The organism is Janthinobacterium sp. SUN026 (genome assembly GCF_030397625.1).
Lineage (GTDB): Bacteria > Pseudomonadota > Gammaproteobacteria > Burkholderiales > Burkholderiaceae_D > Janthinobacterium > Janthinobacterium kumbetense.
This window is the reverse complement of sequence record NZ_JAPQNU010000004.1, coordinates 341,016-355,348: the sequence shown is the minus strand read 5'-3', so window position 1 is coordinate 355,348 and position 14,333 is coordinate 341,016. Positions and strand designations below refer to the sequence as shown.

Below are 14,333 nucleotides of genomic sequence, written 5' to 3'. Positions count from 1 at the left end.
AGCAGGAAAATATATTCCTGCACCTGAACACAAAGCATGTTCAACAGCAAGGAGACAGAATGCGGCGTCACACGACATCCGATGTTCCATTGCATTATCTCGACCTCGGTCCCGGCACACAGGCAGGGCAGGGCGATCCCGTGTTTTTGTTGCACGGCCTCGGTTCCTGCGCCGAAGACTGGCGCCCGCAAATCGACGCCCTCGGCAGCAGCCATCGCTTGATCGTGCCCGACCTGCGCGGCCACGGTGCCAGTCCGGCGCCCAACGGCGACTGGCAGATCGGCGACTTCGCCAACGACCTCTTCAACCTGATGGACCAGCTTGACGTGCCGCGCGCGCACATCGTCGGCTTTTCGCTGGGCGGCATGGTGGGCCTGGAAATGGCCAACCGCGCCCCCGGCAGGGTCGCCAGTTTGTGCCTGATCAATTCCCAGCCGTTCCAGGGCAGCAAACCGGCCGCGCTGCTGTTTGCCTACTGGCTGCGCCGCACGGTGATCGCCACCTTCGGTTTGAAAGCCATGGGCAAGATCATCGGCAAGAAACTGTTTCCCGATCCTGCACAGCAAGCCCTGGTCGAGCGCTTCGCCACGCAGATGGCGGGCATGGACAAGCGCGCCTACCTGGCCGCGCTGGACGCCATTTTCCACTGGGATATCGACATCCATTTCCAGGCCCTGGCCATGCCCGTCCTGATCATGGCGGCGGACCAGGATTACACGCCCGTCGCCAGCAAGCGGGCCTTTGCCGCACAGTTTCAGCAGTGCGAGATCGAGATCATCGCGAACTCGCGCCACGCCACGCCCCTGGACCAGGCGCAGCGTGTGAATACCTTGTTGCAGTCCTTCCTTACCATAAATTCAAAATAAACAGGCCACTCGCCGCACGGGCCGAGGGCCGGAACACAGTCATCGCAGGGCAGGTGCACGCTTTTTGCGCGCGGGTACCGTTACGTCTTGCGATTCTGGAATCCGGCCGTTTTCCCTGGCGGTAAGCAAGCCTGACATTGGAGACGCTATGAAACTTGCTTTGAAATTGATGCCCGCCGCCCTCGCCGTTGCCGGCGCCTTCAGCTTTTCCACCCAGGCCCTGGCGCAGGAGGCCGCCGCGTCCGCCGCCGCCAGTGTCCAGAGCGCCAGCGAAGCCAGCGATGCGAAAGAACGCATGGAAACCGTGACGGTCTCCGCCCGCCGCCGCGAAGAGCGCCTGCAGGACGTGCCGCTGGCCGTCACGGCGTTTTCCGCCAAGGCCCTGGAACGGGCGAATATCCAGAACCTGGCCGATTTGCAGGAACGCGTGCCGAACCTGACCGTGTACGCATCGCGCGGCACGAATACCACCCTGACGGCGTTTATCCGCGGCGTTGGCCAGGCCGACCCCGTCTGGGGCGTGGACCCGGGCGTGGGCATTTATTTCGACGACGTCTACATGGCCCGTCCGCAAGGCGCGCTGCTCGACGTGTTCGACGTGCAGCGCATCGAAGTGCTGCGCGGCCCGCAAGGCACCTTATACGGCAAGAACACCATCGGCGGCGCCATCAAATACATTTCGCGCCCATTGGCGAAGGAAAACGGCGCTTCGGCGGAAGTGGGCCTCGGCAATTACAACCAGCGCAACTTCAAGGCCGCCTTCAACGTGGCCAACGAGAGCGGCACGTGGCGCGCGCGCCTGGCGGCTGCCAAGCTGGACCGCGACGGTTTCGGCCGCAACACGTTTAACGGCGAACAGGTCAGCGACCAGGACAGCACGGCCGCGCGCCTGTCCGTTGGCTATTTCCCGCAAGACATCCCCTTGACCGTTGTGCTGAGCCTGGACGCCACGGACGACAAATCGGGCGTGCGGGGCTTTCAGCGCATGGGCGTGAGCGCTTTCGATCCGCTCAAGCGGCCGCCCAGCACGGATGCGTATGACATCCAGAGCGGCATGCCGGGCAATAACTTCACGCACAACCGGGGCGGTTCGCTGGTGGCCAACTACACCTTGTCGAACGACTGGTCCGTGAAAGTGATCGGCGCCAAGCGGCGCAGCACGTCCGAGCAAACCATCGACTTCGACGGCTTGCCGCAGCCCATCGCCGATGTGTTCGGCGACTCGCGCGACGAGCAGAAAAGCCTGGAATTGCAGGCGTCCTACAGCGGCGACTATGGTGCCGGCGTGATCGGCCTGTACCGCTTCGAAGGCACGGCCGGCGGCGGCATCTACAACAATTTCCTGGGACGCCAGTTCCAGGCCGCCGTCAGCACGGTGGAGACGGACAGCACGGCGCTGTACACGGACTGGACCTGGCCCGTGGGCAAGGCGTGGAGCATCAATGCGGGCTTGCGCCACACGCGCGAGGAAAAGCGCGCCATCGTGCTCAACCGTGCTTTTGCCGACGTGGGCTTTACGCGCCCGATCCAGACGGCGGCCGATTTCGACAAGTCTTTGTCGGTCAGCAATACCTCGCCGAAACTGTCCGTGCGCTATGAAGCGTCGAAGACGACGAATTTCTACAGCAACTTGTCGCGCGGCTTCAAGTCGGGCGGCTACAACGTGCGCGCCAACAACCTGGTGGTACCCGATTCCGCGCGCCCGTACAAGGATGAAAAACTCGACGCGCTGGAAGTGGGCATGAAGTATGCGGCGCCGGATGACACGTTCGACGCCAACGTGGCCCTGTTCTACAACCGCTACAAGGATATCCAGTTGTCCGTCTTTACCAGCTACGTGCAGCCGGGTGGCTTGCCCGGCTTCTATGGCGACTTCACGAATGCGGGCAAGGCCACCGTGAAAGGCGCGGAGTTCGAATTCTCGTGGCGGCCGAACCGCCAGTGGGAAGTCAACGGCTTCCTCGCCTTGCTGAACGCCAGCTATGACGAGTTCATGAGCGGCGGCAAGAACATTGCGGATACGCAAAAGTTCAGCAATACGCCGCGCCGGCAAGTGGGCTTGAACCTGACGCGCACGGACCGCGACGTGTTCGGCGGCGCCCTGCGCAGCATGGTCGGTTACGGCTACCGCAGCAAGGTGTATCCGACCACGGACTTGAGCGAAGTGCTGGCGCAGGGCGGCTACAGCATGTGGACGGCTGGCGTCGTATGGGAAGCGCCGAAGAACTGGACCTTCAGTTTGCATGGCAGCAACCTGGGCAATAAACGCTACCGCACGGACGGCTACAACATTCCTGCGCTGTTCATCCTCGACGGTTTCTATGGCCCGCCGCGCCAGATCATCGCCAAGGCAGGCTACAAATTTTAAGCGCTTGTAGAAGTGCCGGCTTGATATGCATCAAGCCGGTTTGTTGTCGCTGTTTTCGTCCTTAATAATAATCAGGAGACTGGCATGGCACATCTGAATCAGCAACTGCGTCACTTATTATCTTCACTCATCGCCGCCTGCGGCTTGCTGGCCGCGCTGCCGGCCGCAGCCGGCCAGTGGGACTTCGGCCTGTACGCGAGCCTGTGGGGTTCGCGCGAATACCAGGTCTGGCTGCCGAGCAACTACAACGCCAACACGCCGCTGCCCGTCGTGCTGATGCTGCACGGCTGCGGTTCCGAGCCCAACAGCATGGCCGCCGTCAGCCGCTACAACCAGCTGGCCGACAGCGAAAACTTCATCGTCGTCTATCCGCGCCAGAACGTCACGGCCAACCCGATGCGCTGCTGGAATTTCATGTTGCCGCTGAACCAGGAGCGGGGCACGGGCGAACCGGCCGTGCTGATGGGCATATTGAACAAGGTCAAGAGCAAGTATGCGGTGCAGGACAGCCGCGTGTATGTGACGGGCATCTCGGCCGGCGGCGCCATGGCGTCCATCATGGCCGCCTGCTATTCGGACGTGTTCGCCGCCGTGATGGTGCATTCGGGCGGCATGTACAAGGGTGCCACGGGCATGATCACGGCCGCCGATTCCCTGTTCAACGGCAGTTCCTTCGATCCGAAAGTGCGCGGCAAGGATGCCTGGCGCTGCTCGGGGTCGCCGCGCCGGCTGATGCCGACGATGGTGTTCCACGGCACTTCCGACATCGTCGTCAATCCGGTCAACGGCGAGCAAACCATCGAGCAATTCCTGCAAACGAGCGATTACGGCGACGATGGCCTCGACAATGACAGCGTGCGCTACCGCGCCGACAGCATCGTGCGCCAGACGGTGCCGTACGGGCGCAGCTATTCCATCGATACCTACCTGCACAACGGCGCCGTCATCGCGCAAAAGTACACGGTCGAGGGCATGAACCACGCGTGGAGCGGCGGCCCTCCCGGCTGGCCATTCAGCGACGAGCTGGGCCCGGACGCCACCGTGATCAGCTGGAATTTCTTCAAGAATTACCAGCGCTGATGGCGTAGAGAACTGAAGCTTGTAGAATGGGGCGCCGCGATTGCGCCCTATTTTTATTCCTGTGAAAGATTCCATGCCCGCTTGCCGCCTGCTGTCCTGCCTTGCCTGCGTCTTGCTGTCCGCTTGCGCCAGTGGCGGTCCGCCCGAGCCATCGGCCGCCGATGCGCAAGCGTTCGAGCGTGCCGCCCAGCAAGACAGCATGCGCAGCGAATGCGACTGGAACGTGCGCTATGCGTCCGTCGCGCCCAGGGACGCCAGCGTGGCGCAGTTGCAGGCCATCGCTACGGCGCGCCTGGCGGCCTTGCAACTGGCGCCCGCCTGGACCTTGTCCATGCCCGGCAGCGCGGCGAACGCCTTTACGGAGTCGGAGCAGGACCGCGCCGGGCTGCAATTGCTTCTCAGCATCGTCTTGCCGGCCATGGAGCGCTACCCGGCCGGCGTCTTCGCGCGCACGGGCTTGCGCCACGTCGTCCTGGTCAAGGATTTGAGCGTGGACGGCCAGCGCCGCCTGGCCATGCCGGCGCCGGAAATCGACAGCGTCGTCTACGCCGACAACATGCTGGCCGCGATGTGTCCGTCCGGCATGGAGCTGCGCGTGCACCACGAGTACTACCACTTCATCGAATACCGGCTGTTCAACGATTTCTATTACCGCGACCCCGCCTGGCTGGCCCTGAACCCGTCCGGCACAGCCTACGGCCAGGGCGGCGCCACGGCCTATGGCAAGGGCTTCCAGAACCTGGGCCACCCGCAGCCGGGCCTCGTCAGCCTGTACGCAGCCTACGGCCCCGAGGAAGACAAGGCGGAAGTGTTCGGCTGGATGATGACGCCCACGTATGCGTTGCGGCTGGAGCAATGGAGCCTGGCGGATGCGGCGCTGGCGGCCAAGCGGCACGTCTTGCGGCAAGTACTGGACAGCAAGTCAACTGCTGACTGAAGATCGAGCCGGTTTCGCCAGCTTCGGCACCTCCCGATCCCGTACGCTCCTGGTATTTCCTGGTAACTATATAATCTGCGCTTGGGCGATACCCGCCCTTGAACGTCGATTGAAGGAATGCCATGCCTGGATCCATGCCTAGATATATCGTGCGCCCCTTGGCGCTGTGTGTAGTGTCGGCTGTGTGCCTCTCTGCCAGTGCTGCCGAGGCGGTGGCGGTGGATGCGCAGCAGCGCGCGTCCTTGCTGGAATTTTATGCGCAGCAATATCCGGGCGAGCCGGCTGCGCGCACCGTGTTCGAGAGCGTGCCCGTGGTGGGCGGACGCGGCAGCGAAGTGGTGGGCAGCGTGGAAACGTCGCCGTATCGCGGTCATGGCGCACTGTGCCGTACGCAGCGCACCAAGTTCGTGCTGCACGGCGAGGGCAAGTTGGCGCGCTGGCAGGAGGCGGGCATGGAGTATTACGCCTGGCTCGACCGCGGCACTTGCCGCGCCGTGGCCGAACCCGTGCGCATGCTGCAGCGCGTCCCCGATGCGGAACTGGAAGGCGTGTTGCTGTACCAGAAGCCGCTGCTGGAGCGGGCGCGCTTATTGATGGCGGGCAATACGGCCTGCGCTCCGTTGCGCGCGCTGAAGTTCGTGCTGGCGGCCGTCGACGTGGGCGCCGCCGCACCGCGTGCCGAAGAGCGCTATGCGCTCGTGTTCAAGAGCGACCGCGACAGCTACGCCCGTGTCTGGCTGCGCAAGAGCGGCGCCCAGTTTGACGCGTGGAATGTGACTTGCCCGCCAGTGCTGTAAGCTGCGCCCCCTCGATTGTTTTTTTGACTGTTGCAACCATGAACGAAAATTCCACTTCCGCCCGCAGCTGGGGCACCATCGTCACGCATAGCGACGAGATGGCCATCATCTACCGCTATGTCGACACCTTCCATGACGATTGGGACCTATCGTCGCAGCCGGACCGCATCATCATCGCCTGGCGCTATGAGGACGAGACGGGCATGCCCGCGCCGAACGAGCGCGAGCACATGGAAGAGCTGGAAGCGGCGCTGGCGCCCGTGGTGGAAGAGCAAGGCTTCGCCACGCTGGCGCTGGTGTCGACGGGCGAGAACTTGCGCGAATGGATTTATTACACGCAGTCGGGCGAAGAATTCTTCAATCGCCTGAACACGGCGCTGGCGCCGCGTCCAAAGTTCCCGATTGAAATCCGCAGCGCGGCCGACCCCGCCTGGTCCACGTATGCAGGCTTCATGGCTGCGCTGCCGAAGTAATTACGTCAATGCGGCGGCCACGATGCGCGTGGCGGCCGTGATGATGTCCTGGTTCGTGTCGGCTTTTTTCTGTTCGCGCGTGTAGTACACGGCGATGATCAGCGGCGCGCCGCTGGCCGGGTAGGCGACGCCGATGTCGTTGACGCTGCCATACGCGCCCGAACCCGTTTTATCCGCCACCTGCCAGCCGGCAGGCACGCCGGCGCGGATGCGCTTGTCGCCCGTCGTGTTGCCGCGCATCCAGGCATCCAGTTGCTGGCGCTGCGGTGCCGGCAAGCTATTTCCCAATAACAATTGCTGCAAGCTGTGCGCCATGGACGCGGGGCTGGCCGTGTCGCGCACTTCGCCGGGGATGGCGCTATTCAATTCCGTTTCCCAGCGTTCCAGCTGGAACACCGTATTGCCGATGCTGCGCGCAAACGCCGTCACGGCTTGCGGTCCGCCCAATATTTTCATCAAGAAATTAGCCGCGCTATTGTCGCTGTACTGCAAGGTGGCGGCGCACAGGTCGGCCACGTTCATGCCGTCGGCCAGATGCTTTTCCGTGATGGGCGAATACGTGACCAATTCCTTTTTCTCGTAACGCACGTGCTGGTCCAGCAAGCCCGGCTGGCTGACGCTGCGGGCCAGCACTGCGCCCGCCAGCATGGCCTTGAAGGTGCTGGCCAGGGGGAAGCGTTCGTCGGCGCGATAGGCAACGCGCTGTTCGCTGCCGTGGCGCCAGGCGGCAACGCCGAGGCGTCCGCCTGCGGCCTGTTCCAGCGCGGCCAGTTGCGTCTGGGCGGCGGCGATGCCGGTGGCGGGCGCGGCAAACAGCAGCGGTGTCGGGAACAGCAGGGCGGTGCCGCCGGCCAGCAGGAGGTGGCGGCGGACGAGGTTCAGGGATTCAGTCATGGTCGGTCAGTGTTGTTGGAGTGGAAAGGGTGGCCAGCAGTTCGCCGATGGCAAGCAGGTTGGCCGGTTTGGTCAGATGGTGGCCGAAGCCGGCCGCACTCGACTGGCTGCGGTCGTTTTCGGCGCCCCATCCCGTCAAGGCAACGAGCACGACGTTGGCGCCGGCCGGTATCCGGCGCAACGCGCGCGCCACTTCGTAGCCGTTCATGCCGGGCAAGCCGATGTCGAGGAAGATGACGTCCGGTAAAAATTGCGGCGCTACGGCCAGGGCTTGCGCGCCGTCATGGGCCACTTGCGTAACATGGCCCATCATGTCGAGCACGGCGGCAAGGGTATCGGCCGCATCGACATTGTCGTCGACCACCAGCACGCGGAAATGCGGACCGCCGGTCGCGCTGGCGGGCGTGGCCACTGTTGCGGGCGCTGCCGCTGCCTCCGCCAGCAGGGGCAGGCGCACGCTGAAGGTGCTGCCCAGGCCGGCGCCGGGACTGGCCGCCGTGGCGCTGCCCCCATGCAACTCGGCCAGGCGCCGCACCAGCGACAGGCCGATGCCCAGCCCGCCCTGCGCGCGGCCCATGTTCTGTCCCACCTGGGTGAACATGTCAAACACGGTCGTGATCGACTCGGCGGGGATGCCGACGCCGCTGTCCTTGACCTCGATCAATGCCTCATTGCCATCGCGCCGCGCGCGCAAGCTGATCTGGCCGCCGGCCGGCGTGTACTTGGCGGCATTGTTGAGCAGATTGCCCAGTACTTGCGCCAGGCGCGTGGGATCGGCCTCGAGCGGCAGCGCTTGTTCATCGACTTGCACCTGCAATTGATGGCGGCTGGCCTCGATCAGCGGCATGCTCGTTTCCACGGCGCTGGCGATGATGGTTTTCAAGTCCGCGCGTTCCAGCTTGAGTTCGATCTGGCCCCGCGTGATGCGTGCCACGTCCAGTAAATCATTGACCAGATGCACCATCTGATTGACTTGCCGCTCCATTACGTCGCGCACTCTCGCCACGGTGGCGGGTTTGTCGGCGGCCAGGCGCATGATCTGCAAGCCGTTGCGGATGGGTGCCAGCGGGTTGCGCAGTTCGTGCGCCAGCGTGGCCAGGAATTCCGTCTTGCGCCGGTCCATTTCGGACAGGTTGTCGGCCAGCTGGCGCAATTGCTGCTCAGAGCGCTTGCGCTCGCTGATGTCGCTGAACAATACCGTCAGCAGGCGGCTGCCGGGGCCGCCCAGGCGCGCGGCGAAGACTTCGAACCAGCGCTCCATGGCCACGGCTTCGTTTTCGTAGCGCACGGGCTCGCCGGTCTTGACGACCTGGTCGTACATGTCGAACCAGTGCTGGTCATGGTCGGGCACGAAGCTGCGGATGGTCTTGCCGATGGCATTGTCCAGTCCTGATTGCTTGACGAAGGCGGGGTTGCCTTCCAGGTAGCGGAAATCGACGGGGCGGCCTTGCTCGTCGTACAGCATTTCGATGACGCAAAAAGCCTGGTCCATCAGGTCGATCAGGGTGCGGTAGCGTTCCTCGCTGCGGCGCAGCGCATCTTCCACCTGTTTCTGGCGCGTGATGTCGAGCAGGACGCCGGGCAATTGCAGGGGCGTGCCATCGGGCGCGTATTCCGCGCGGCCCCGCGCGATGACCGAGCGGTACTGGCCATCGCCGGCGCCGACGCGGTAGCTGGCCTCGAACGGCGTGTGCGCCTGCAGCGCCTGGGCAATCTGCGCGCTGACTTGCTCGCGGTCATCGGGATGGATGATGTCCAGGTAGCGCGCCAGCGGCGCCGCCGTGGCCGCATCGGCATTGACGGGGAACAAGCGCGCCATATTGCTGTCGGCCGTGACCCGGTCGGCCACGATGTCCCAGTTCCAGGTGGCCACTTCGCCAGCCGCCAGGGTCAGGCGCAGGGTTTCCTCGTTCTGCTTGCTGGTCGTCAAGTCGAGCGAAATGCCGGACAGGGCGATCACGTTGCCGGCGCCATCGCTGGCGCAGGTGCCGCGCATGTGCGCCCAGTGCAGTGAACCGTCTGGCCAGCGCACGCGGATGTCGATTTCGAAATCGCTGGCGTTGGCGATGGCCGCGTGCACCACCGTCTGCCAGTGCTGCAGGTCGCCGTCGAGCATGGCGCCCGTCAGCTGCGCGTAATCGATGGGGCTGTCAGGCGGCAGGCCCAGATTGGCCTTGAAGGCGTCGGAGCCGGCCATGCTGCCGCTGCCCAGGTCGATCTCCCACGTGCCCATGCGGCCGCCCTGCATGGCCAGGCGCAGCCGCTGTTCCGTCTGCCGTTGCTGCGTCACGTCGCAATGCGAGCCCAGCCATTCAATGATGCTGCCGTCGGGCGCCAGCACGGGCAGCATGCGCACGAGCATGTTGCGGTAGGCGCCGCTGACGTGGCGCAGCCGGTATTCCGCTTCGAACACGCTGGTCAAATGCGATGGCATGACGTAAGGCAAGTTGCGGTCGTCCGGATGCAGGGCATTGACCCAGCCGCGGCCCAGCAGTTCGGCCTCGGTCTGGCCCGTGAAGGCGCGCCAGGACGGCTGGTCGGCATCGAACTGGCCGAAGGTTTTCGTGCTCCAGACGATGTCGCAATGGGCGCTCAGCAGCAGATGCGCCGCCTGGGCGGCGACGGTGGAGGACGGGACGGCGTTGCTGGGCTGGCTGGGTTCTGGCATGGAGGCGATCGATGATGGTGCAGGGGGCCGCCGCCGCACTGGAATGGGGCGGCTTAGCAACTTCATTCTGGCGATATTACAACTATTTTTACCCTCGGGGCTGTCTCGCAGGGCAGCAATTCCGCTTTCGGCTGGCCTGGCGAAAAGGTGCGTCAGGCGGCATGGCATTGGAGTAAATAGCAAGGCGAGCACGCTATTGTGGCTGAATAACCACTAGTCTGGCCTTTATGTTGATGAATGAATATTTTACATAACAATATTCTTGCAGCGCATAAGGCGCTTGAATTAAATTGGCGCCTTACTTAAAAGTTGGTGTTCATCAGACATCCCGGAGATGCGGCCAGAACCGCTGTCAGCTTGGACGACAGCCAGGGCAGAGCCAGTGACGCCGAGAGCGGAGAAACATCCGCTCGCGCTGTTGCACCGAAATGGTGCAAACGATCATCCAGCGCCGTACATAACCCGGAGACAGGTTTCGCAATTCTTTTTTAAACTTCTGGGAAACAACATGATCAAGATGTCCAAGATGCACAAGCGTTTGTGCGCCAAAAGCGCTGCTATGCTGGCACTGTCCGCTGCCTTGCCTATCGGCTCGGCTTATGCTGATGAAGTCGCTGCTGATACGACCCCTGCCGCCAGCCAGCTGGAAACCGTGACCGTGACGGCGCAGCGCCGCAAGGAAAATATCCGCGACGTGCCCGTCTCCGTGTCGCTGCTGCGTGATGAAAAGCTCGACGTGCTGGTGTCCGGTGGACAAGACATTCGCGTGCTGGCCGGCAAAGTGCCGAGCCTGAACGTGGAATCGTCGAATGGCCGCACTTTCCCCCGCTTCTACATCCGCGGCTATGGCAATACCGACTTCAACATCTTTGCATCGCAACCTGTTTCCCTGATTTACGACGATGTCGTGCAAGAAAATCCTATCCTCAAGGGTTATCCGATTTTCGACGTGGCTGGCGTGGAAGTGCTGCGCGGCCCGCAAGGCACCTTGTTCGGCCGCAATACGCCTGCCGGCGTGGTCAAGTTCGAATCCGTCAAGCCGAACCTGGACAAGGTTGAAGGCTATTACAACGTTTCCGCCGCCACGCACAACACCACCAATTTCGACGGCGCCGTCAACGTGCCGCTGAGCAAAGAATGGGCCATGCGTGTCTCGACCTTGCGTCAGCACCGCGACGATTACGTCGACAACACGTTTACGGGCCAGAAAAATGCGCTGGACGGCTACAACGAACACGCGGAACGCGTGCAATTGATGTATGCGCCGAACGGCACGTTCAACGCCCTGTTCAATGTGCATCAGCGCAGCACCACGGGCAGCGCGCGCGTGTTCTTCGCCAACGCCATCAAGCTGGGCACGAATGACCTGGTCGACGGTTTCAATCCGACCAAATCCTACACCGATGCCTTGAACTTCCAGGAGCTGCGCACCAATGGCGCCAGCGCCCGCCTGAGCTGGGAACTCGACGGCGTCAAGCTGTACTCGATCACCGGTTTCGAACGCGTGGGCAAGTATGTGTCGCATGGCGACATCGATGGCGGCGCAAAAGGCATGGTGCCAGCGATTCCATTCCCGGTGGAAACTGCTGGCGGCATCAAGAGCGTGAAACAGTACTCGCAAGAATTCCGCGCCGAATCGAAAAATGCCGGTCCGCTCAATTGGCAGGCTGGCGTGTACTACTTCAACGAAGATGCCAACGGCTACACGGATAATTTCGGCGGTAGCGACCATGCGCTCGTTTCGCACCTGGCCAGCCGCCAGAAAAACAGTGCCTGGGCCACCTTCGGTTCCGTCAACTATGCCGTCAACGATGACTTCATGCTGCGTGCCGGCTTGCGTTACACCAAGGACAAGAAGGATTTCAACACCGTTGAAGCGGACCGTATCGTCCAGATTTCTCCGACCAGCGCCGATGTCAGCAAAGCCAAGGTCAACTGGGACCTGAGCGGTACCTACAAATACAACAAGGACGTGAACTTCTACGGCCGTATCGCTACCGGTTTCCGCGCGCCAAGTATTGCGCCAGCCAGCGACAAGGTGTCCGTAACGGTTGCCGACGCGGAAACCATCACCTCGGTCGAAGCGGGCATCAAGGCCGACCTGTTCGAGCGCCGTGCCCGCGTTGCTTTCAGCCTGTATAACTACCAGGTGAAGAACCAGCAACTGACGGTCGTTGGCGGCACCTCGAACGTGACGCGTTTGATCAACGCAGCCAAGACGAACGGCCGCGGCGCGGAACTGGAACTGGAAGGTTTTGTCACGCCTAGCCTGAAGATGTCCCTGGGCGGCAGCTACAACTTCACGGAAATCAAGGATCCGAGCCTGTCGGTGGCCACATGCCGCAGCTGCACCGTGACCGATCCGAAAAACGCCGCCGGCTTCGCCATCATCAATGGCAATCCGTTGCCGCAAGCGCCGAAGTGGACGGTTACCGCCACGGGCCGTTATTCGATCCCGATGGAAAACGGCGAATTCTTCGTCTTCACGGACTGGGCTTACCGCAGCAAGATCAACTTCTTCCTGTACGAGTCCACCGAGTTCACCGGCAAGCCGATGGTCGAAGGCGGCTTGCGCGTGGGCTACACCTGGGATGCCGGCAAGTATGAAATGGCCGTTTTTGGCCGCAACATCACCGACACCCAGCGTATCACGGGCGCCATCGACTTCAACAACCGCACGGGCTTCATCAATGAGCCACGTCAGTTTGGGGTGCAATTTAAAGGCAACTTCTAATTGCCAGACTTCAGGTGCCGGCCATGTGCTGGCGCCTGCATTGCTACCCGCCCGGTTCGCCGCGGCGGGTTTTTTTATGGGAGCACGGGAAGCTGCGCCAGCCGCTGCGCCCAGGCGGGAATGGCTTGCCGCCAGAAGTCCTCCACCTTGTCGGCACGTACATCGAGGCCGAGGAAGCGGGCCGCCGGCAGCAGCGCCGACGCCAGCAGGTCGGCGGCATTGCTTGCCGTATCAAAGGCGAGGGCGCCCGTCTGCTTGGACAGCTTTTCGCCGCTGTCGTTCGTGACGACAGGCACGTGCAGAAAGCCCGGGCGAGGCAAGCCCAGCACATCCTGCAGGTACAGCTGGCGCGGCGTGGAATCGAGCAAGTCCGCGCCGCGCACCACCTGCGTGATGCCCTGCGCGCCATCGTCGACCACGACGGCCAGCTGATACGCCCAGTAGCCATCGCCGCGCAGCACGATGAAGTCGCCCACCTCGTTGGCCAGGTCCTGCCGCTGCGGACCCGCCCAGCGGTCGGCAAACGCGTACACCGCATCGGCGCCCTGCGGCACCCGCAGCCGCAAGGCCCGTGCCGCCTTGCCCGGCGCCAAGCCATGGCGGCAAGTGCCCGGATACACGGCGGCCCCACCCTTGGGCCCGCCCGCCAGCAGTACCGAATCCTGAATTTCCTTGCGCGAACAGCCGCACGCATACACGAGGCCATCGTCCTGCAACTGCTTCAGCGCCGCCTCGTACAGCGGCAAGCGCCGGCTCTGCCACGTCGCCTCGCCATCCCACTGCATGCCACAGCGTTGCAGGCTGGCCAGGATGCCCAGATCGGCACCCTCGACATTGCGGTCATAGTCCAGATCCTCGATGCGCAGCAGCCACGTTCCTTGATACACCTTCGCATCGAGATAACTGGCCATGGCGGCAACGAGCGAACCCATGTGCAGAGGGCCGGAGGGGGAGGGGGCAAAGCGGCCGATGTAGGGGACGGCGAGGTGAGAACTGTTCATTCGTGCTGGCGCAAGCGCTACACAGGTAGTCTGCGCTTGTGAAGTTGGCTATGGTTGGAGTCCAGTATCGGGGAGCGAACGAGGTGTGTCAAATCGGGCGACAGGTTAGTTAATTAGTAAATACTCTACTTTATTGAAAATCTCTGCTATCTCCTCTTTGCAATAGTGGGGATCATTTAATTCTCGCCATTGAATTCCAGATAATTTTTTATTTTCCTCATGAAATTTATCTCTGAAGCTAACTACAATGCTTCCATTGTTTGGCCAGTTATTGTTGCTTATGCTTTTTAGTATATTTCCTTTTTCCATCTCATTTATTAGTGCGATCATTATATTTTTTGGCATATGTTCCAGATGATCTACCCATTCGCATTTTCTATTTTTTATTTTTTCAATATTTCTTTTATTTTCTTCAAGTATTTCTTCTTCACTCCATGATCTAGGATATATGAAGTCGTATGTGGGATTTTCTTTAGTTCCATTGTTTTTCCAGTATTTTTTATTTTTCATCTGAA

At 62.0% G+C, this 14,333-nt stretch carries 11 protein-coding genes; 7 read left to right on the top strand and 4 right to left on the bottom strand.

The window, feature by feature from the left end; all coding sequences use genetic code 11:
* The first annotated feature begins 59 nt into the window (after positions 1-59).
* The 6 genes from OX459_RS20030 to OX459_RS20005 all read left to right on the top strand — a co-directional run bounded on the left by OX459_RS20030 (position 60) and on the right by OX459_RS20005 (position 6,521).
* A complete protein-coding gene (locus OX459_RS20030; protein ID WP_289906308.1) occupies positions 60-866 on the top strand; it encodes an alpha/beta hydrolase in 807 nt (268 codons plus the stop codon).
* Positions 867-1,014: 148 nt separating this feature from the next.
* Positions 1,015-3,234, top strand: coding sequence for a TonB-dependent receptor (locus OX459_RS20025; RefSeq protein WP_289906307.1), 2,220 nt, complete (start codon positions 1,015-1,017; stop codon positions 3,232-3,234).
* 84 nt (positions 3,235-3,318) lie between these two features.
* A complete protein-coding gene (locus tag OX459_RS20020; RefSeq protein WP_289906306.1) occupies positions 3,319-4,314 on the top strand; it encodes a PHB depolymerase family esterase in 996 nt (331 codons plus the stop codon).
* Between the two features lie 73 nt (positions 4,315-4,387).
* The gene (locus tag OX459_RS20015; RefSeq protein ID WP_289906305.1) at positions 4,388-5,251 is read left to right on the top strand and encodes a hypothetical protein; all 864 of its coding nucleotides are present in this window, start codon (positions 4,388-4,390) and stop codon (positions 5,249-5,251) included.
* Positions 5,252-5,385: 134 nt separating this feature from the next.
* Entirely contained in the window at positions 5,386-6,048 is a 663-nt protein-coding gene (locus OX459_RS20010) for a hypothetical protein (RefSeq protein WP_289906304.1), read from the top strand.
* Between the two features lie 38 nt (positions 6,049-6,086).
* Positions 6,087-6,521, top strand: coding sequence for a DUF695 domain-containing protein (locus OX459_RS20005; RefSeq protein WP_289899900.1), 435 nt, complete (start codon positions 6,087-6,089; stop codon positions 6,519-6,521).
* Here the strand turns inward: OX459_RS20005 and bla are convergent, their stop codons facing one another.
* Positions 6,522-7,415, bottom strand: coding sequence for a class A beta-lactamase (gene bla, locus OX459_RS20000; RefSeq protein WP_289906303.1), 894 nt, complete (start codon positions 7,413-7,415; stop codon positions 6,522-6,524).
* Entirely contained in the window at positions 7,408-10,083 is a 2,676-nt protein-coding gene (locus OX459_RS19995; RefSeq protein WP_289906302.1) for a PAS domain-containing protein, read from the bottom strand. Before OX459_RS19995 ends, bla begins: the two co-directional genes overlap by 8 nt.
* Before the next feature lie 508 nt (positions 10,084-10,591).
* Here OX459_RS19995 and OX459_RS19990 point away from each other — a divergent pair.
* Complete coding sequence (locus OX459_RS19990) at positions 10,592-12,817, top strand: TonB-dependent receptor (RefSeq protein WP_289906301.1); 2,226 nt, start codon at positions 10,592-10,594, stop codon at positions 12,815-12,817.
* Positions 12,818-12,891: 74 nt separating this feature from the next.
* Here OX459_RS19990 and gluQRS read toward each other — a convergent pair whose 3' ends face one another.
* Complete coding sequence (gluQRS, locus tag OX459_RS19985; protein WP_289906300.1) at positions 12,892-13,818, bottom strand: tRNA glutamyl-Q(34) synthetase GluQRS; 927 nt, start codon at positions 13,816-13,818, stop codon at positions 12,892-12,894.
* 105 nt (positions 13,819-13,923) lie between these two features.
* Positions 13,924-14,328, bottom strand: a complete 405-nt coding sequence (locus OX459_RS19980) for a hypothetical protein (RefSeq protein ID WP_289906299.1) — start codon at positions 14,326-14,328, stop codon at positions 13,924-13,926.
* Between the last annotated feature and the right edge of the window lie 5 nt (positions 14,329-14,333).